The sequence below is a fragment of the Granulicella arctica genome (assembly GCF_025685605.1).
GTDB classification, from domain to species: domain Bacteria; phylum Acidobacteriota; class Terriglobia; order Terriglobales; family Acidobacteriaceae; genus Edaphobacter; species Edaphobacter arcticus.
In genome coordinates this window covers 940,253-958,044 of the sequence record NZ_JAGTUT010000001.1, presented here as the reverse complement: position 1 = coordinate 958,044, position 17,792 = coordinate 940,253, and the positions used below count along the sequence as shown (strand labels likewise).

The window sequence follows — 17,792 nt, the reverse complement described above, 5'->3', positions numbered from 1 at the left end:
AGGCTTCGCATGTCCCTTCGTAGCACCCTTCTTGCCAGTCGTACTCTGTTTGCTGCCGCCCTTGCTCTCACCTTCACCACTGCAGTTGAATCTCAGCGGCTTCCTGATGGCGTTCATCCTGAGCACTATAGCCTATCGCTGACGCCGGATTTGCAGGCTGCGACCTTTGCCGGGACGGAGACGATCGATCTGACGCTCGATGCGCCGAGCACGACGATCACGTTGAATGCAATCGAGATCAAGTTCGGCTCGGTGATGAGTGGATCACAGACGGCGCAGGTCTCGCTCGATCCTGACAAGGAGCAGGCGACGTTTACCTTTCCTCAGGCGCTTCCGGCAGGCAAGGTTAAGCTGGCGATCCAGTACACCGGCATCCTGAACGACAAGCTGCGCGGCTTCTATCTCTCGAAGACCAAAGCGCGGAACTATGCGGTGACGCAGTTCGAATCGACTGATGCGCGCCGAGCATATCCGAGTTTCGACGAGCCCGCACTGAAGGCGACGTATGACATTGCGCTAACGGTTGACGCTGGCGATACGGTGATCTCGAATACGAACCAGATTGCTGACACCCCGGCGGGACCGGGCAAGCACACGCTGAAGTTTGCGACGACGCCCAAGATGTCGACCTATCTCGTGGCGTTCCTTGTGGGCGACTTCAAGTGCACGTCGGGCAAGGCGGATGGTGTGCCGATCCGTGCGTGCTCGACTCCGGACAAGGTGCAGTACACGAAGTTTGCTGTCGAATCGTCTGAGTTCGTTCTGCATTATTACGACACTTACTTTGGCATCAAGTACCCGATGCCGAAGCTGGATATGATCGCGCTGCCAGACTTCGAGGCGGGTGCGATGGAAAACTTTGGCTGCATCACCTACCGCGAGACCGACCTGCTGGTCGACTCGAAGACGGGCTCGACCAACTCCAAGAAGGAGGTGGCGAGTGTCGTCGCGCACGAGATGGCGCACCAGTGGTTTGGCGACATGGTGACGATGGAGTGGTGGGACAATCTCTGGCTGAACGAAGGCTTTGCGACGTGGATGTCAAACAAACCGCTTGAGAAGTGGCACCCGGAGTGGAACGTTCTGCAGGACCGCGCGCTCGAGATGCAGGGAACGCTGGACTACGATTCACAGGCGACGACGCGAACGATTCGTGCCACGGCGAATACGCCTGCCGAGATCAACGAGATGTTCGACGGCATTGCGTACGGCAAGGCCGGTGCGGTATTGGGCATGGTTGAGAACTACCTTGGCGAAGAGGTCTTCCGGCAGGGTGTCCATAACTATCTACAGGCCCATCTCTATGCGAATGCGACGGCTGAGGATTTCTGGGGCGCGCAGACGACAACCAGTCACAAGCCGGTCGACGCGATCATGAAGAGCTTCGTGGTGCAGCCGGGCGTCCCGCTGGTCACGCTCTCGGAGAAGCAGGGAAGCAGCTTTCCCGCCGCGCAGAGCCGCTTCTTTCTGGCGCAGAATCCCGACAACAAGACGGGGCAGCAGTGGACCATTCCGGTCTGCTTCAAGGGCAGTGCCTGCCAGTTGCTGACTCCTGAGAAGACCTCGATTGATGCTCCTGTGGGCGGCGGTGCGGACTACGTGAATGCGGCGGCAGCGGGCTACTTCAGGACGGCTTACATGAAGACTCAGCTTGCGGCTGTCACCGCGAAGGCAGAGACGTCGCTTTCCGGGCCGGAGCGAATCGGCCTGGTGGGCGACCAGTGGGCGCTGATGCGTGCCGGGCAGAGTTCGGTTGGCGATTATCTTTCGCTGATGCTTGCGGTGAAGAACGACCGCGATGGTGCAGTGCTTGAGAATGCGCTCGGGAAGCTTTCGACCATCAATGCGCGTATCGCCAGTGATGAGGATCGGACGCGGCTTGCGTCGGTGATTCGTGCGCAGCTTGCCCCGGTCTATGCATCGCTGGGCAAGGTGAAGGCTGAGGACAGCTATGACAACTCCACGCGCCGCGCGGTGCTGTTCAACACTCTAGGGCGTGCTGGCGATCCGGCTGTTTTGGCGGATGCGCGGTCGGTAACGGATAAGAGCTTCAGCAACAACAAGGCGGGCGATCCGCAGTACATCAATGCTGCCATTTCGGTTGCGGCGGCGCATGGGGACGCGGCGCTCTACGAGAAGTTCCTGGCGCAGAGCAAGGACGAGCACGACCCAGTGCTGCAGGCCGATGCGCTGCAAACGCTGCCCTCGTTCACCGATCCGGCGCTGGTGACGCGCACGCTTGACTATGCTGTTTCCGGGCAGGTGCGGAACCAGAGCAGTTGGATCCTGATCGCTGTTCTACTCAGCCAGCGGGAGACATCTGAGCAGGCCTGGAGCTATGTTCAAAGCAACTGGGACAAGGTTCATGCACAGCTTACGGCAAGCTCGGGAGCGCGCATCGTGTCGGCGGCTGGAGCCTTCTGCACTGTGCAGAAGCGGGATGAGGTCTCAAGCTTCTTCGCGACACACAAGGTGGATGGCGCGGATCGGACCTTGGCGAAGTCGATCGACGGGATCAACGCCTGCATCCAGCTTCGGGCGAGCCAGGAGCCGAATCTGAAGCAGTGGCTCGATCAGCAGCGCTAGACAACTCAGCCCCGGAGATTTCCTCCGGGGCTGAAGCTATCTCTCGGCGTATGCTCATCCATGATGAGCATGCCGCTTACAGCGCAGGAACGTTTCGCCCTCGGACGCAAGAAACGCAAGCAGCTTCCGCGTGCCGACCATGCGGGGTTCAACCTTGCTGGCCGCAAAGAAGATCCCTTGAAGCTGCTTCAGGCTGCCGAAAAAGGTCGCGTCCCGGACCTTGTCAAGCTGAAGCATGAGCGGATGGCCTGCTCGCCGTTTGGCTACTTTCGGGGAGCGGTGCCGGTGATGGCTTACGATCTCTCCGTGAGCCGCAACACCGGGATTCACACACAGCTTTGTGGTGATGCCCATGTCCGTAATCTAGGCGCGTTTGCTGGTCCTGATGGTCGATTGGTCTTCGACATCAATGATTTTGACGAGACGATCGCCGGCCCGTTTGAGTGGGACGTCAAGCGCATGGCGACGAGCCTGATTCTTGCCGGGCGTGAGGCTGGTGGTAAGGAGAGCCACTGCCGCGAAGCTGCCAGCACCTTCGTCGAGCGATATGTTGCGATGATGCGCGCGTTCTGGAAGATGCCGGTTCTCGACGTGGCGAAGTACCAGGTTCATCGATTGCAGAACGTCGCTCCGGTGGAGCAGATTCTGGCTCTTGCGCAGCGGGCCACACCGCTCAGCAGCCTCAACGCCTTGACTGAGATCGTAGCCACGAGGCAGGCTGCGAAACAGGCAGCTCGAAAGCCGCCGCTTGCCCCGGGGCATGCAAGGAAGCACCACGCCGCAGCGCTCGATCCTGCTCCGCCTGCGGTGGCTTCGGGCCGCATCTTTCGGACGAACAAGCCAGTTCTTGAGCGAATGACCGGAGCTGCAGCCCAGCATGTGATCGCCGCCATGGTGCCTTATGCCGAGACGCTTCAGGTGGAGCGCCGGAGGTTTCTAGACCAGTATCGCGTGATCGATGTGGCGTTCAAGGTGGTCGGGACAGGTTCGGTTGGACTGCGGGACTACTGCCTTTACATGGAAGGGAACGGCCCGAAAGATCCGCTGTTCCTCCAGATCAAAGAGGAGGCTCACTCAGCTTATGCGCCCTATCTGGCTGGTCCAATCCCTGCTCACCAGGGGCGGCGTGTTGTTGATGGTGAACGGTCCATGCAGATCCAGTCTGACCCATTTCTTGGCTGGACTACGATCCAGGGGCGCGACTACCTGGTGCGCCAGTTGAACGATCACAAGGCTTCGATCGATCTGGCCGACCTGAAGGCTGCCGGGTTGATGGAGTACGCCGGGGTGTGCGGCGAGATGCTTGCCCGGGGTCATGCGCGGGGCGGCGACTGCGCGATGCTGGCGGGCTATATTGGCGGCTCGGGACGGTTTGAAGAGGCCGTTGTGGGCTTCGCTGCCGCTTACGCAGACCAGACGGAGAAGGACTGGAAGGCGCTCGTCAAGTCGATGAAGAAGTAGCTGAGTCGCTACTCGTCGCTGCCCATGCCACGGCGATTCTTTTTGGTGCCGCCGCTGCCGGTCTCGGAGACGCACTTTTCGGAGACCCAGACGGGGTTGGCTACCTTGCCGGAGGCGGCCCGGTTGAAGGACCGGTAGAGCTTGGCGACGTCGACGCGGCCGCCGTGCAGTTCTCGCTCGACGGCGGCGTGCATGGCGGAGATGAGATCGTCCCGCAACTCGTTGAGCACTTTATCGATGTAGATGTACGGCAATCTTCCTCCCGCTGGATGGTGGAGCTTCTTTACGACGATACAGGGTGGATGCTGGTTGCGAGGCCCACGTCCCAACTGTTTGGACGTGGGCGGTGGGATCATCGCAGGAGCAGGAGGCGTTCGATCTGGGTGAAGCTTTTGGAGGCGAGCTCGAGACCGCGGATGAGGTGGTTGGCACGTCGGTAGTCGATGCGGCCGCTGGCGAGGGCGGTGATGACGAGGGAGATGTTGGTCGTGATGTTGATGCGGTTATTGATGGCGTCGAGGACGAGGGACTCGCCTCGGGGGATCTCGGTGAGGCGGGGCATGCGCTCGGCGCGGTGCTGGTGGTAGTAGCAGAAGAGCTTGTCGCGTAGGGCGGGTGAGCCGCAGAGGATGCCGTCGGATTTGGTGTGCTGGCAGGTTGGGTAGGACATTTGGACCTTCTTTCTCAAACGGCGTCGGACTTTAAGTGGCTTGTTTGGTTCGAGTTAGGTCTTACGGTCATCATAAAGTGTTGCTTTGATTGAGGTTAGAGGCAAAGTACTCATTCTAAAGGGTAAGTTTCTGAGCATAAGAAAGCCCCGGCTTGTGGCCGGGGCTGGTTTTACCTCTATTTCAAGCATAGCGGATTGGGTATACCTGATAGGCCAACTTTATTTAACTAATTTCGTTTGTAAGTAACTGCAACGAAGTGGGTTAAGAGGTACTGGTACTAAAAGCGGGCTTGACAGTTCTTTTGGAAGGCCTGGTTTTGGGTAGTTGGTTTCGAACTTATGGCACTGAGGGGAAGACAAGCGGTAATGGGGGGTTAGAGGGTCAGTCCTAAGAGGGACGTGGCGACTGACTAGACGTGGGCTTTCTTCGGGAATGACAGCAAGGGAAACCACAGGTCCTTCGACTTCGCTCGAGATGACATTTTTGGGTGCGGAGACGAAGGCTTATCAGAGATCAGTTGGAATGACGGATTTAGAGAGATGCAGGTTCATTCGAGATGAGAGGCAGGCGGCTAGAGGCGAAGCGTACCCTTCTGCTTTGCTGTGGGGAGGCAAACAGGAGGCGGTACACTGCCGGTGGAATCGAAAAGGGGTTTTCATGGGTCGGGTCGCTTGGCTGCTGGTGGTTGGCTGTGGGTTGACCTGGTCGATGGGAGCGCAGCAGGGGCGGGTGGCTCGACCGCCGGTGGTGGCGACAGGTGCGGTGACGGGGCGTGTGTATTGTGTGGATACGAATCTGCCGGCGCGGCTTGCTTCGGTGACGCTGCAGACGATCGATGTAAAGCCAGAGGCGGCTGCGGGAGTGCGGGAGGAGCCGCAGGTGGCTATGCGGACGTACCAGACCTCTCTTGATGGCAGCTTTGTGATTCCTAAGGTGAGGCCGGGGACGTACTACGTCGTGATCCAGATGGCGGGGTACCTGTCGCCGATTAGTGCGTTTACGCGGGCGGAGTTGTCGCAGCCTACGCCTGAGACGCTGGCGCGGATGTTGAAGGCTGTCCCGAATGTGACGGTGGAGGCAAGTCATACGGCGAATCTCGAGGTGCGACTGGAGCGTGGCGCGGCAATTGCGGGAACGGTCCGGTATGACGATGGAACACCGGTGATCTCGACCTACGTGACGGCGCTCGCAAAGGAGACGACGGACAAGAAGGAGGAGTGGGTGTCGCGCCATGAAGGTAGCTCGACGGACGACCAGGGGAGGTACCGGATTACAGGTCTGCCGCCGGGGGAGTACAGGGAGCAGGTGAGCCTTTCCCTGACCGATATGTATGTGAGTACGGTGATTGATGGTTCGCGTAGCTCTTCATCCAGTACCAGATACTCGCTGGACTTTTACTCGGGGGATACGACGCAGAAGAGTAAGGCGAAGTCCGTAAAGATTACGGACGGCGAACAGCGGGATGGGGCGGATATGACGATTCCGGTGAGCAAGCTGCATAGCGTGAGCGGGTCGATCACAGACGCCGGCGGGCATGTGGTGAATGCGGGCAAGCTGGCGCTGAACTATGACGATGGGACGCAGCTTGTCTCGACGACTGTGGATAAGGAAGATGGCATGTTCCACTTCGACTTCGTGCCGGAGGGGACGTACTCGCTGGTGGTGTCGGAGGCGAAGGATGTGGCGCGGGAGGAGATTATGAATCCGCCAGGGACGTTTCCGCCGAGCAATTTCAAAGAGACGACGGTGAAGGAGTATGGCGGGCAGAAGCAGCCGCTGGTGGTGGAGAGCGATGTTGCGGGTGTGGTGATGACGGTGGCGGCTAAGGGTAAGCCTTAGAGCTGGGTGTGCTCACCTTTTGACCATCATGGTGTAAAGACCATATCCCCCGGTCTCCGGGTCGGGTTTTGTATAGACCACCAGCTCGGGTCCTACCATGGGGACAAAGTCTGCGGATTGATCGGCAAGGTAGACGCTGGAGTTACGGGTAACAGGCCAACGATTATGGAGTGACTGAGCCAGGGTGGCAAACTGCTTGTCGATTTCGGTCTTGTCGGCAGATATCCCTAGAAGGCAGATGAGGCGATCAGGCTTTTCTGAAACCCTGCACTCCTTCGCCTCCGGTAAGGTCACATAGGATACCCATAATTTGTTGCCATTCGTGGTCTTCTGCTCCATAGGCTTGCCCGCCCTGAAGGTTTTGAATCCTTTGTCGGCGGCGGGGAAGAGCCGTTCGAAGTCCTCAGGTTGGGGAAGGGCGAGGACAGGAGTTGTGGGGGCTGTGGGTGTGGAAACCGGGCCTGCGGGCGGATCGCTATCTTTGTGGGGCTCGGGGACAGGGGGATTTACGGGTATCTCCTTGATTTCCGGGCCCGAAGGATCAGTTTTAAGCTCTGCCGGAGTTGAAGGTTCGGGTTTTATTTCGGGCGGAACAGTGGACGCTACGGTTGCTGCGGCTGCGTCGGTCTTTTTGGTCCAGTTTTCCCAGATATAGGTGGCGATCAGAGAGGACAGCACACCGAGGAACAGGACACCCAATATTGTGTCTTTCATAACATCCGCCTTGTCGATCAGCTTGCCTTGAGGCAGTACGTAAATCGGTTCCTCGCCCGAGATGGATCTTCCCTATTTCTGAGTGATATGCATGTAAGCCCGAGCTTTTATGCAACATATTCGGTCCGGTGCTTTTAGGCAATGAAATTTCATCGATGAAGCACTTTTCTAAGCTGCTTAGGTGTATTCGGCGCCTTGGGAGCGATTTACGACGGCGAAAGCCGTTTTTCGTAGCAGAGGACGCGAAGGCCGGGGCGGGAGGGCAGGCCGATCTCACCGGCGAGGACGTAGCCGAGTTTGGGGAAGAGGCTTTGGGTGGCCTCGTTCTTCGTGCTGGTGTCGATGCGGAGGACGGAGATGTTGCTGGCTCGGGCGAGGGTTTCGGCCTGCTGAAGGAGGGCGGCGGCGATGCCCTTGCCGCGCATGGCGGGGTCGACGGCGAGGCGGTGGGTGACGATGGCGGGCTCGGTGAGGTCCCAGCCTACCTTGGCGTATTCGGGCTCCTGATCGGTGGTGAGGGCGATTACGCCGCCGATGGTGTCGTCAATTTCGGCGACCCAGAGTTGGTCGAGGGCGATGTCTCGCTCGAAGACGGCGGCGTTGGGGTAGGAGTCGTCCCACTGGGTGTTGCCGGAGGCGAGCATGGCGGGGATGACGCGGCGAATGAGGTCGAGGATGGCGGGGATGTCGTGCGGGATCGCCGGGCGGATATGCATGGTTGCAGGGTAGCAAACGGCTTCCTGGGAACGAAGGCTTAACACGGATTAGTGCAATGACACGGATCAGAGATGCGCGGGTCATCTCTTCTGAAAGGACAAAACAAAGGCAAAGGCAACCGCAGGTCCTTCGACTTCGCTCAGGATGACAGGTTTTTGTTCATGCCTAAGAAAGCTATTGGATGCGGAAGCGTTCGCGCATGAGGCGTTGGAAGCGGGGCTTCCAGATGAGATCGAAGGCTAGTTCTTTGCCGGGGAACATGGCGAGGGCGGCTTTGCGGGAGTCGCCGATCATCTGGGCGGCTTCGTCGATGGAGAGGCTGTTGTCCTGGGCGATGACCTGGATGACCATGTTCATCATCATCTGGAGGCGGCGGAGGAGCTTTTGCTCTTCTGCCTGCTCGGCTGAGGTCATGGAACGGTCTTGAGGCTGGTCGTGCGGATCGTTGGTCTGCTCAGGGTCCATGGTCGTCTTCCCCTCTTACAGGATAGACGCGCTGGAGGAGGGCCGAGATTCTGTGTGCAGGGAGGAACCTCCTAAAACAGGGGGTGAGGCTGCGGGGAGGACGCGGGGAAGGTAAAATCGCGTGAGATGAACATTACGAAGATCCTCCTCTCCCTGACGTCTGCAGTGCTCGCCGCTACAACCGCCCATGCCCAGATTGCTGCGTATGGCACTGTCTCCGTGAGGAGGATGACGGATATTCCGTACACGCAGGGTACGACGACCAGCACGAACGGCAGCTTTGACCCGGTGGGCGGCGGCGGTGGTGTGTATTACGACTACAAGACGTACGGGCCGGTGCGTCTGGGCTTCGACGTTCGAGGGAGCATCACGAACAGCACCAAGGGCGCGTATACGAACTTCAATGCGGCGGGCGGACATATCAGCAACGGGCTTGCTGGCGTGCGTGGATCGTTCCATACACCGTTCCTCCCGCTGAAGCCGTATGTCGAGGGCATGGTGGGTGTGGCGCGAACGAATTTTGGTACGGGGTTCAATAGCGGGCTGGCTACGTCGGGCGTGTCGAATACGACGGGCATACAGTCGACGACGCACCTGGAGTATGACGGCTTCGCGGGGTTGGATATTGCGATTCTGCCGGTAGTGGACTTCCGGCTCGTGGAGCTTGGATATGGAGCGATCCAGGGAACGGGACATACTTATCCCGTGGGAACGATCAGCACGGGGCTGGTGTTTCATCTGCCATTTGGCCTGGGTAAGTAAGCGCGCTGCTTTGACTCGCTCGACAACGGCCTAGAGATTTTGCGCATTGCTACAGGTGAGTTGAAGGGCCAGAGGCGTGTTGCGGATTGTGTCGCATCAGATCGCTTGGAACAGAGAAGCTCGACCTCTCTGTCGGGATTTGATCAAGGGATATTATGCCGACGACACGATTTACGACGACGATCCATGCGCTCAAAGAGGGTGCGAAGTCTTTCACGATTGAGAAGGCAACGACGAACATCGAGGGCTGGGAGGACTATCTCTCGAAGCATGACCATGAGGGCGTGAAGAGGGTTGTGACTGACCTCGGCAAGCTGAAGAAGCTGCTGCATGCGAAGGAGCTTGATGGCGAGGCGGTCAAGGCACTGATCCAGAAGCTTGGCAAGGAGACGACGGCGGTCGCGGGAAGCGAAGAGACTGCAGGCGCAACTCATATCAAGGAACTGGGCGCGGCACTTTCCAGCGCCGTGTAGTTTTTTGTTTGGGATTTAGAGGGGTGGATGGCACTTGCCGTCTGCCCCTTTTTATTGGTCAAAGCTCTTATTCCAGGTGAACTGGAGCGGAACGTACCTCAGCGGCTAAAGCCGTAGTGCCATGTGAGCTCATGGCACGGCTGAAGCGGTGCCCTCAACAGGACGATCCTGGAAGAACGAATAATTGAAGTGAAGAGAAGCGGAGTATTTGCCTAGTTGTCGGCTGCGCCGGTGATCTCCTGGATCTGGCCGTCCGGGGTGAGGAGGAAGGTGGTCAGGCCGAACTCGTCGGTGCGGTAGAGGCGGGTGTGGGCTTCGGCGAGGCGGGTGATGACCTCGGCTCTTGGGTGGCCGAAGGTGTTGTTGCGGCCGACGGAGATGATGGCGTCGTGGGGGGCGAGGGCGGTGAGGAAAGGCAGGCCGGTGGAGGTGCGGCTGCCGTGGTGGCCTACCTTCAACAGGGTGACGGGATGGAGGAGGCTGGCGGTGAGCATGGCGCGCTCGCTGGCGGCTTCGGCGTCTCCTGCTAAGAGGACGGAGGACTGACCGTATTGCAGGCGGAGGACTAGAGAGTCGTCGTTGGTGGGGGCGCGGGGGTTGGTGTAGGTCGCGGCGGGCGCGAGGACTTCGACCTGGGTTCCAGCCCAGGGGAGGGTTTGACCGGCGTGGAGATGACGGACGGCGATGCCGAGGGTGGCGGCTTCGCGGAGGAGGTCGGCGTAGGCGGCTGAGCTGGGGTCGATCGAAACCCAGAGCTCGCGGGGGTGGAAGCTGCGGAGGATGGCGGGCATGCCGCCCATGTGGTCGCTGTGGGCGTGGCTGAGGGCGAGGATGTCGAGGCGGCGGATGCGGCGGGACCAGAGATAGGGGGCGACGACCTGCTCGCCTACGTCGAAGCGGCTGGTGGCTTCGGAGGTTTCTCTGAGGGCGCCGGTGGGTCCGCCTGCGTCCATGAGCATGGTCTGGCCGGTGGGTGCGACGAGGAGGAGGGAGTCTCCCTGGCCTATGTCGATGGCAGTGACCTCGAGCTGGCCGGGAGTGGTGAGGGATGGCTCCGGCCAGAGGACGGCCACCGCGGCCAGGGGAAGGACGATGGTGGCGATGACGGCACCGCGGAGGGAGTGGCGAACAGCCCAGCAGCAGAAGACCCAGCAGGCGACGACGCAGAGGGCGATCCAAAGCGCGGGACCGGGGATACGGAGGTCAGCGCTGGCTACGTGGGTGATGTGACCGATGATGGCGATAATGCCGTGGAGGAGGAGCGCGGTTGCGGCTCCGGGGAGAGCGGCGAGCCAGGGGTTTAGGAGTGAGGCGAGGAAGGTGAGAATGGCGGCGGGCGCGAGGACGGCGACGAGCGGGATGCTGAGCATGTTGGTGGGGAGGGCGAAGACGGTGGCCCGATGGAAGTAGATGGCCATGGGCAGGACCATGACCATCTCGGCGACGATGCCGATGAGGAAGAGTTCGAGAGCCCAGAGGAGTGAGCGGAGAAGCCTGGCGGGGAGTGTGGCGGCGCGGCGATGGATGGGCGTGAGGGGTTCGCCGAAGAGCCGGAGCATGACGCGGAGTTGGGCGAGGCGCGGTGGGAGGCCTACATCGAGCCAGCGGTCGCTGATGTTGCGGGTGGCGCGTGCGTGGGGGAGGAAGCTCCACTCGCCGAGGGGGATGGCGATGCCCGCAATAGCAACGATGGCGAGGAAGGTCATCTGGAAGCTGGCTTCGAAGAGGCTGCGCGGGGACCATACGAGGACTACAAGGGCGGCTGCGCCGAGGGCGTTGAGGACGCTGCGGTCGCGTGAGAGGAGGCGTGTGATGAGGAAGATGGTCGCCATGGCGAGGGCGCGCTGGATGGGTGCGCCGAAGCCGGTGATGAGGGCGTATGCGGTGGTGAGGGCGATGGTGAGGAGGGTGGCGCTGAGATCGCCGAGGCGCAGTCTGCGGGAGAACCAGAAGATGCCTCCGGCGAGGAGGGCGACGTGCATGCCGGAGACGACGAAGAGGTGGAAGGAGCCGGTGCGCTCGAAGCCGAGGCGGAGGGTGTGGCTGAGGCGGGTGCGGTCGCCGAAGAGCATGGCGTTGAGCATGCCGGCGTCGTCGGGGCTGAGGCGGGCGAGGGCTGGGAGGGTGTTGTTGGCGCGGGAGTGGATGTAGCGGGTGAGGCGGTTGGCGGCCCACGCCTGTGCGGCGTAGAGGCGGCAGCGGGGGTTCCAATTTGCCAGGGGCTTTGGCAGGCGGGTGATGGCGGCTGCCTTGATGTTGGCGTGGGCGCCGATCCCCTGGTCGAGGAGGTAGTCGGCGTACTGCCATGCGCCGGGATCTCGGTAGCGTTCGGGTACCTTGAGGCGTACGGGAGCTTCGAGGAGGTCGCCGCAGGTGAAGGTGTTTGCTGTGCCAAGGACGGTGATGCGGATGCCGCCTTCGCCATCGGCCAAGGGGACCATCCATGCGAGGTCGGGAGTAACTTGTTCGATGGAGTCTAGGGCGAGGTCGATGGAGAGGGTTGCTGGTTGGGTCTCAGCGGCGTCCTCTGACCAGTCTCTTGCTTCGGTGTCGGCGTCGTTCGTGGGGGCGTTGGGTGGGAGCTCCTGGATGCGGATGATGTGGCCGCGTACGGTTCGGCTGAGGCCGTCTGCGTAGGTGAGGAGTGTTTGTTGAGCAGAGGGGACGGGTTGAATCTCGGCGCACCAGAGGCCGGTGACGACCCAGATGGCGGCGACGGCGGCGATCGAGGCTCGGGCGCTTTGGCGGAAGCCAAGCCATGCAAGGGCGGCTAGCAGGGCGAGGGCGAGTAGAAGGACGATGGGGGGCTGCCAGTGGCGCGCCATGACGGTGCCGATGGCGAAGCAGACGGCGGCGGCGAGCAGAGGAGCGCGGCGGACGCGCAGGGGCTCTACGGCTGCCTGGGGCCAAAGGTCGCGTTGAATGCTGCCGCTGGTGAGGGCGGGGCGTGCTGGTGGCATCGTTCCCCGCCGGTGCTGCTCTACGGTAAGCGGGTGAGTAGGACGACTGTCTCCATGTGGAAGGTCTGGGGGAACAGGTCGACCTGGTGAAGCTGTTGGATCGTGTAGCCGGAGTCTACCATCGCCTTGAGATCGCGGGCGAGGGTGACGGGATCGCAGGAGACGTAGACCATCTGTGGGGCCTGAATGCGGCCGAGGAGTTCGCAGGCTTCGAGGCCGATGCCGGCGCGGGGCGGGTCCATGACGATGAGGTCGGGGCGCTCGCGCTGGAGGATGGCCATGCGGAGGAAGTCGAGCACCGTGGAGCCTACGGCGCGGTGGGTGCTGCCTTTGAGGACGTTGGCCAGATCGCCGACGATAGTTTCTACGCCGACGACGGTGGTGAAGGTTTCGGTAAGGATGCGGGAGAAGAGGCCTACGCCGGCGTAGAGGTCCCATGCGAGGGTGCCGGTGCGGTCGGCGGTGACGAGCGCGATGAGGGCGTCGACGAGGAAGCGATTGACCTGAAAAAAGTTGCCGCGCGTGACCCAGTAGTCGCGACCGGCGGCTCGATATTGGAGACCGGCTGCGCCCCAGTTTGCGCCGGGCTGGTCCTTGCGGCCGGACTCGCCGACGATGGTGATGCCTGCTCCGGCCAGCTCGGGGATGGTGAATTTAAGTTGGGTGCAGAAGGCCTTGAGGTCGATGGCTTTTTCGGTGCGCAGGAAGAAGGTTATTTGTAGCGATGACTGGTCGCTATTGGTGAAGAGTTCGATTTCATTGAGTTTGCGGTCCCATGTCTGGGTTGCTGCGGCGGCGGCTAGTACGGCTTCTGCGGCCCGGAGGAGGAGCGGCGCAGAGATGGGGCAGGCGACGATGGGCAGCATCTCGTAGGTGCCGCGGCGGTTGTAGCCGATGCGGAGTGTGCCGTCGACGATGGCTACACGCAGGCGGATGCGGTTGCGGTAGCCCCATGGCTCTGCAGTGTGGATGACGGTTTCGGGGAGGTTGGTGAGACCGGTGGTGGCTAGTGTCTTGTGGAGGATTGTTTGTTTGATCCGGGTCTGGGCGGGGTAGGTCGCGTGTTGATACTGGCAGCCGCCGCAGGGGCCGAAGTGGGGGCAGGGTGCGGGGACACGGTCGGGTGAAGCTTCAAGGATGGCGGAGACTTCATTGTGACCGTTTATGGTTACATGTTCGCCGGGGAGGGTGAAGGGTACGGCGATGGTGGTGCCGTCGGGGAGGGGTGCTGTGCCGGCACCGCCGTAGATCATGGTGTCGATTTGGATGTTCATGAGGTGTTGTTAGTTTACGTTGCGGCTTGCGCTGCCGTGCGGGCACCCTGCGTGGGTGGGCTTCCGTGCTTCAGTCGAGGCTCATGTAGAAGAGGCTCAGGCGGGGAAGGCTGCGGGTTTCGAGCATTTTCTTTTGCAGGAATTGCTGCTGGACCTGTTTGATTTGGACCGCCTGCATCTTGCCCTTGTAGGGAGCTAGTTCACGGGCGGCCTGCTCCTTGAGGGCCATGAGTTCATCCTCGGGTGCCGCGGTCATCAGGGCGGCGAAGAGGCGTTCTTCGAGGACGCTGAGGGTGCGGTCCAGCTCTTCGAGAGAGGTGATGGGTTCGGCCTGGAGGCCTTCGGCAAGGCCGCGCAGGCGTGAGGCTGTTTCGGTGGCGATGGCGTCTGCGGGTGGCAGGAGTTGGGCTGCTTCGATGCGGGTGGCGTTCTGGTGCAGGTAGCGAGCTACGCGTTCGAACTCGAAGCCACTCTCGCGGTCATCCTGCGGTTTGGCTGCGCCGATGGCTGCTTCCTTGGCCTGCTCGACGGCTTCCATGACGGCCTGGGCGCACCATGCCAGGCCATTGACCTTGCGGGTGCGGGTGGTCGCTCGGCGAGCCTTTGCGTCGTGCTTATCGAAGGATTCATCGATGCCGCGCAGGACGGCTTCGAGCGGGATGCCTGCTTCACGCCATGTTTCGATGAGAGCCCAATCGAGGGTGGAGAGCATGAGGAGGGAACCGCGGCGTTGCTGGAAGCGCTCCTCGATCTCGGTGAAGTAGTTGAAGTAATTTTGCATCAGCGTTTGCGGCTGCGTTCCTGATGACGCTCGTAGATGATGCGGAGGCCGGTGAGGGTGAGCATGTCGTCTACGGTTTTGAGGTATTTTGAGCCGCCAGCGATGAGGCGGGCGAGGCCGCCGGTGGCGACGGTGTTGGTGTCGGGGCCGGTCTCGACGATCATGCGTTCGAGGATGCCGTCGACGAGGCCGATGTAGCCGTAGTAGAGGCCGATCTGGATGTTGTCGACGGTGCCGGTGCCTATGATCTTGGCGGGCTTTTTTACTTCGATGCGAGGCAGGCGGGCGGCTTTGGCGAAGAGGGCTTCGGCGGAGATGCCGAGGCCGGGGGCGATGGCGCCGCCGAGGAATTCGCCTTTTTTCGAGATGACATCGAAGGTGGTGGCGGTGCCCATGTCGACGACGATGGTGGGACCGCCGAACTTGTCGAAGGCGGCGACGCAGTTGGCGATACGGTCGGCTCCGACCTCGGCTGGGTTGTCGGTGAGGACGGGGAGGCCGGTCTTGACGCCGGGCTCGATGAAGAGTGGTTTTACTTTGAAGTAAAGCTCGCAGACCTGGCGGAGCATCCAGTCGAGCGGGGGCACGACGGAGGAGACGGCGATGCCATCGACGACGTTCAGGTCGAGGCCGCGCTGGGCGAAGATGTTGCGGAGGGTGCTGCCGAACTCGTCGGTGGTCTGACCGGAGGGGGTGGTCATGCGCCAATCGGCGACGACCTCGGCGGGTGTGCCGGGGGCGAGTTTATACAGCGCGAAGACCGTGTTGGAGTTGCCTACATCAATCGCCAGCAGCATCGAAACTCCTTTGCCTAAGCAGGGCGGACGCCGCCTGAGAGGACCGTGTGGCGCTTGCCGTCGTCGCCTTCGATCATCAGAAAACCTTCCGCGTTGAGGCCACAGGTTACGCCAGTATAGCTTTCGGCTTCACCTACACGGACGCGTTTGCCGCGGACCCAACTCGAGGCGTTGGCGAAGCGTTCGAGGAGGTCATCATTCGCGTCCGCGAGAAGGTGAATCTCGTGATCGAGGGCGCGGAGGAGGGCGGCGAGCAGAGGTTCGCGGGGCCAGGGTGTTCCTGTTTCGCGGCGGAGGGAGGTGGCGAGCGTGGCTAAGTCGGGAGGAAAGTCAGCGTGATTGACGTTGATGCCGATGCCGATGACGGCGTAGCGGAGCATGGCTGGCTCGTCTGCGGCTTGCGGAGCGATGGCGGTTTCGACGAGGATGCCGCCGCACTTGCGGGTGTTGAGGAGGAGATCGTTGGGCCAGCGGATGTCAGGCTGCATGCCGGTGGTTTCAGCGATGGCGGACTGTGCGGCGAGACCGGTGGCGAGGGAGAGTTTGAGGGCTTGCGCGAGCGCGATACGGGGCTGGACGAGGATGCTGACGTAGAGGCCGTCACCTGCGGTGGAGTGCCAGGCGTGACCACCGCGACCTCTGCCAGCAGTCTGTTCGTCTGCGGTCCAGACGCCACCTTTAGTGCCGGACTGTGCGGCTTCGAGCGCGAGGGTGCTGGTCGAGCCGACGGAGGGAAAGTGCTGTACGAGCCCTGCGAATTGAGTGTTGGCGATCGCAGACTCTACGGCGGTGACGTCGAAGGTTGCGGCGGAGCTAGGAGGCATCCGCGGCGATCCTCATGCTGATGTCTGCGGCGATGGCGGAGTGGGTGAGTGCGCCGACGGAGACGAAGTCGACTCCTGCCTGGGCGTAGGCGCGGACGGTCTTGAGGTTCATGTTGCCGGAGGCCTCGATGGGGATTGCAGGCAGGGCGGTGCGGATGAGCTTGACGGCCTTTTTGACGGCGGCGGGGGTCATGTTGTCGAGGAGGATGGACTCGGCACCACCGGCGATTGCCTGTTGCAGCTCTTCGGTGCTGCGGACTTCTACCTGGACGACCTGACCTTTGCGGCGGCCCTTCAGGGCATTCTCCAAGGCGGTGGGGAGGCCACCGCCGAGCGAGATGTGATTGTTCTTAATGAGGATGCCGTCCTGCAGGTCGAGGCGATGATTGACGCCGCCGCCGCAGCAGACGGCGTACTTGTCGAGCGCGCGCAGGCCGGGGATGGTCTTGCGGGTGTCAAGGACTTTGGTTTTGGTGCGGGCGACTTCTTTGACAAACTCGTTGGTGAGCGTGGCGATGCCGCTCATGCGCTGGATGAGATTGAGGATGACGCGCTCGCAGGAGAGCAGCGCTGCGGCCTTGTAGCGGATGACGGCGATGGTCTGGCCCTTCTTGACTTTGACACCGTCGAAGATCTCGGGATGGCTGACGACCTCGAAGCGGCCGGGCGTGCCGCTCATTTTGGCGAAGATATCGAGGAAGACCGGGATGCAGCCGAGGCCGGAGATAACGCAGGCCTGTTTCGCGATGATGGTGCCGGTTGCCTGGAGGGTGGGGGAGACGGTGAGGGCCGTGGTGACATCGTTGGCTGCCTTGTCTTCGGCGAGCGCTGCTTCAAGGATGGTGCGTACGCGTTTGCTCTTCCAGTCCATGCAGTCATCCTAAACCTTCAGGACGCATCCAATCCCTCAAGGTCCTGTATGCGCACGGGCTTAGCCGCTTAACACCAAACAGTGCGGATCACACCGACTTTCTTGCAGTAAGGACTTGATCGGTGCCATCCGCGTTGATCGGTGTTCAGGGTTCTGTTTTTTGAGGATTTCTATGTTAATGACTTTGCCGCGCCAGCTTGCCTACCTGCTTTTGCTTGCGCTGCCAATTGCGTGTGCCTCTTGGACCGTTACGCACGAAGAGGTTTTTCGGGAGCCACGGGAGTGGTGCAAGGATAAGAGCCAGAAGTGCAAGCCGCTGCCGGTGCGGAAGTTCTTTTACCTGTTTACCTGTGAGTATTGCTTTAGCCATTATGTGACTGCGTTTTTTCTAGTGATTACGCGGTTTCAGATGCTGTACGACGGATGGCGTGGGTATCTCATCAGCTGGTTTGCGCTGGTGTGGGTGGCCAATTTTTATATGAGCCTGTTCAACCGGCTGCGGCTGGACATCAAGCATGAGAATGTCGAGATCCAGCAGATGGTCGAGACGGAGCCTGCGGCGACGGCGGGACCGCCCGCTCGATAGACTGAGCGGAC

The 17,792-nt window shown here is 61.1% G+C and carries 17 protein-coding genes; 6 read left to right on the top strand and 11 right to left on the bottom strand.

Annotated features, from left to right (window positions below; translation table 11 throughout):
* Nucleotides 1-9: 9 nt before the first annotated feature.
* Nucleotides 10-2,586 (top strand): M1 family metallopeptidase, encoded by a 2,577-nt coding sequence (locus OHL20_RS03945; protein ID WP_263381913.1) that lies wholly within the window; start codon nucleotides 10-12, stop codon nucleotides 2,584-2,586.
* Between the two features lie 69 nt (nucleotides 2,587-2,655).
* Nucleotides 2,656-4,047 (top strand): DUF2252 domain-containing protein, encoded by a 1,392-nt coding sequence (locus OHL20_RS03940; RefSeq protein ID WP_263381912.1) that lies wholly within the window; start codon nucleotides 2,656-2,658, stop codon nucleotides 4,045-4,047.
* Nucleotides 4,048-4,055: 8 nt separating this feature from the next.
* Here OHL20_RS03940 and OHL20_RS03935 read toward each other — a convergent pair whose 3' ends face one another.
* On the bottom strand, nucleotides 4,056-4,301 hold the full coding sequence (locus tag OHL20_RS03935) for a hypothetical protein (RefSeq protein ID WP_263381911.1): 246 nt from the start codon (nucleotides 4,299-4,301) through the stop codon (nucleotides 4,056-4,058).
* 98 nt (nucleotides 4,302-4,399) lie between these two features.
* The gene (locus OHL20_RS03930) at nucleotides 4,400-4,717 is read right to left on the bottom strand and encodes a hypothetical protein (RefSeq protein WP_263381910.1); all 318 of its coding nucleotides are present in this window, start codon (nucleotides 4,715-4,717) and stop codon (nucleotides 4,400-4,402) included.
* 658 nt (nucleotides 4,718-5,375) lie between these two features.
* Here OHL20_RS03930 and OHL20_RS03925 point away from each other — a divergent pair.
* Nucleotides 5,376-6,557 (top strand): carboxypeptidase-like regulatory domain-containing protein, encoded by a 1,182-nt coding sequence (locus OHL20_RS03925; protein ID WP_263381909.1) that lies wholly within the window; start codon nucleotides 5,376-5,378, stop codon nucleotides 6,555-6,557.
* Between the two features lie 12 nt (nucleotides 6,558-6,569).
* Here OHL20_RS03925 and OHL20_RS03920 read toward each other — a convergent pair whose 3' ends face one another.
* From OHL20_RS03920 to OHL20_RS03910, 3 genes are all read right to left on the bottom strand, one after another.
* Nucleotides 6,570-7,271, bottom strand: a complete 702-nt coding sequence (locus tag OHL20_RS03920) for a hypothetical protein (protein WP_263381908.1) — start codon at nucleotides 7,269-7,271, stop codon at nucleotides 6,570-6,572.
* A gap of 206 nt (nucleotides 7,272-7,477) precedes the next feature.
* Nucleotides 7,478-7,987 carry a GNAT family N-acetyltransferase gene (locus tag OHL20_RS03915; RefSeq protein WP_263381907.1) on the bottom strand — a complete coding sequence of 170 codons (510 nt, stop codon included), beginning with the start codon at nucleotides 7,985-7,987 and terminating at the stop codon, nucleotides 7,478-7,480.
* 175 nt (nucleotides 7,988-8,162) lie between these two features.
* Nucleotides 8,163-8,402, bottom strand: coding sequence for a hypothetical protein (locus OHL20_RS03910; protein WP_263384945.1), 240 nt, complete (start codon nucleotides 8,400-8,402; stop codon nucleotides 8,163-8,165).
* Between the two features lie 177 nt (nucleotides 8,403-8,579).
* Between OHL20_RS03910 and OHL20_RS03905 the strand changes: the two genes are divergently transcribed.
* Nucleotides 8,580-9,215: a hypothetical protein gene (locus tag OHL20_RS03905; protein ID WP_263381906.1), complete on the top strand. Its 636-nt coding sequence runs from the start codon at nucleotides 8,580-8,582 to the stop codon at nucleotides 9,213-9,215.
* 155 nt (nucleotides 9,216-9,370) lie between these two features.
* The gene (locus OHL20_RS03900; RefSeq protein WP_263381905.1) at nucleotides 9,371-9,688 is read left to right on the top strand and encodes a hypothetical protein; all 318 of its coding nucleotides are present in this window, start codon (nucleotides 9,371-9,373) and stop codon (nucleotides 9,686-9,688) included.
* A 212-nt stretch (nucleotides 9,689-9,900) separates the two neighbouring features.
* On the opposite strand, the gene OHL20_RS03895 is transcribed toward OHL20_RS03900, so the two are convergent.
* The 6 genes from OHL20_RS03895 to nadC all read right to left on the bottom strand — a co-directional run bounded on the left by OHL20_RS03895 (nucleotide 9,901) and on the right by nadC (nucleotide 17,195).
* A complete protein-coding gene (locus OHL20_RS03895) occupies nucleotides 9,901-12,648 on the bottom strand; it encodes a ComEC/Rec2 family competence protein (protein ID WP_263381904.1) in 2,748 nt (915 codons plus the stop codon).
* Nucleotides 12,649-12,668: 20 nt separating this feature from the next.
* Nucleotides 12,669-13,922 carry a 23S rRNA (uracil(1939)-C(5))-methyltransferase RlmD gene (gene rlmD / locus OHL20_RS03890; protein WP_263381903.1) on the bottom strand — a complete coding sequence of 418 codons (1,254 nt, stop codon included), beginning with the start codon at nucleotides 13,920-13,922 and terminating at the stop codon, nucleotides 12,669-12,671.
* Nucleotides 13,923-13,992: 70 nt separating this feature from the next.
* Entirely contained in the window at nucleotides 13,993-14,703 is a 711-nt protein-coding gene (locus OHL20_RS03885) for a hypothetical protein (RefSeq protein WP_263381902.1), read from the bottom strand.
* Nucleotides 14,703-15,500, bottom strand: a complete 798-nt coding sequence (locus OHL20_RS03880; RefSeq protein ID WP_263381901.1) for a type III pantothenate kinase — start codon at nucleotides 15,498-15,500, stop codon at nucleotides 14,703-14,705. Before OHL20_RS03880 ends, OHL20_RS03885 begins: the two co-directional genes overlap by 1 nt.
* Before the next feature lie 14 nt (nucleotides 15,501-15,514).
* The gene (locus tag OHL20_RS03875) at nucleotides 15,515-16,324 is read right to left on the bottom strand and encodes a biotin--[acetyl-CoA-carboxylase] ligase (protein WP_263381900.1); all 810 of its coding nucleotides are present in this window, start codon (nucleotides 16,322-16,324) and stop codon (nucleotides 15,515-15,517) included.
* Entirely contained in the window at nucleotides 16,314-17,195 is an 882-nt protein-coding gene (gene nadC, locus OHL20_RS03870) for a carboxylating nicotinate-nucleotide diphosphorylase (RefSeq protein ID WP_263381899.1), read from the bottom strand. The genes OHL20_RS03875 and nadC overlap by 11 nt, the downstream gene beginning before the upstream one ends.
* 178 nt (nucleotides 17,196-17,373) lie before the next feature.
* Between nadC and OHL20_RS03865 the strand changes: the two genes are divergently transcribed.
* On the top strand, nucleotides 17,374-17,781 hold the full coding sequence (locus OHL20_RS03865) for a hypothetical protein (RefSeq protein ID WP_263381898.1): 408 nt from the start codon (nucleotides 17,374-17,376) through the stop codon (nucleotides 17,779-17,781).
* Nucleotides 17,782-17,792 lie beyond the last annotated feature (11 nt).

What these genes read in the sequence shown, in the direction of transcription:
- OHL20_RS03915 (WP_263381907.1), bottom strand. Translation starts at nt 7,987, where the DNA reads ATGCATATCCGCCCGGCGATCCCGCACGACATCCCCGCCATCCTCGAC.
- OHL20_RS03920 (WP_263381908.1), bottom strand. Translation starts at nt 7,271, where the DNA reads ATGAAAGACACAATATTGGGTGTCCTGTTCCTCGGTGTGCTGTCCTCT.
- OHL20_RS03875 (WP_263381900.1), bottom strand. Translation starts at nt 16,324, where the DNA reads ATGCCTCCTAGCTCCGCCGCAACCTTCGACGTCACCGCCGTAGAGTCT.
- OHL20_RS03910 (WP_263384945.1), bottom strand. Translation starts at nt 8,402, where the DNA reads ATGACCTCAGCCGAGCAGGCAGAAGAGCAAAAGCTCCTCCGCCGCCTC.
- OHL20_RS03940 (WP_263381912.1), top strand. Translation starts at nt 2,656, where the DNA reads ATGCCGCTTACAGCGCAGGAACGTTTCGCCCTCGGACGCAAGAAACGC.
- OHL20_RS03905 (WP_263381906.1), top strand. Translation starts at nt 8,580, where the DNA reads ATGAACATTACGAAGATCCTCCTCTCCCTGACGTCTGCAGTGCTCGCC.
- OHL20_RS03880 (WP_263381901.1), bottom strand. Translation starts at nt 15,500, where the DNA reads ATGCTGCTGGCGATTGATGTAGGCAACTCCAACACGGTCTTCGCGCTG.
- OHL20_RS03930 (WP_263381910.1), bottom strand. Translation starts at nt 4,717, where the DNA reads ATGTCCTACCCAACCTGCCAGCACACCAAATCCGACGGCATCCTCTGC.
- OHL20_RS03925 (WP_263381909.1), top strand. Translation starts at nt 5,376, where the DNA reads ATGGGTCGGGTCGCTTGGCTGCTGGTGGTTGGCTGTGGGTTGACCTGG.
- OHL20_RS03945 (WP_263381913.1), top strand. Translation starts at nt 10, where the DNA reads ATGTCCCTTCGTAGCACCCTTCTTGCCAGTCGTACTCTGTTTGCTGCC.
- rlmD (WP_263381903.1), bottom strand. Translation starts at nt 13,922, where the DNA reads ATGAACATCCAAATCGACACCATGATCTACGGCGGTGCCGGCACAGCA.
- OHL20_RS03900 (WP_263381905.1), top strand. Translation starts at nt 9,371, where the DNA reads ATGCCGACGACACGATTTACGACGACGATCCATGCGCTCAAAGAGGGT.
- nadC (WP_263381899.1), bottom strand. Translation starts at nt 17,195, where the DNA reads ATGGACTGGAAGAGCAAACGCGTACGCACCATCCTTGAAGCAGCGCTC.
- OHL20_RS03865 (WP_263381898.1), top strand. Translation starts at nt 17,374, where the DNA reads ATGACTTTGCCGCGCCAGCTTGCCTACCTGCTTTTGCTTGCGCTGCCA.
- OHL20_RS03895 (WP_263381904.1), bottom strand. Translation starts at nt 12,648, where the DNA reads ATGCCACCAGCACGCCCCGCCCTCACCAGCGGCAGCATTCAACGCGAC.
- OHL20_RS03885 (WP_263381902.1), bottom strand. Translation starts at nt 14,703, where the DNA reads ATGCAAAATTACTTCAACTACTTCACCGAGATCGAGGAGCGCTTCCAG.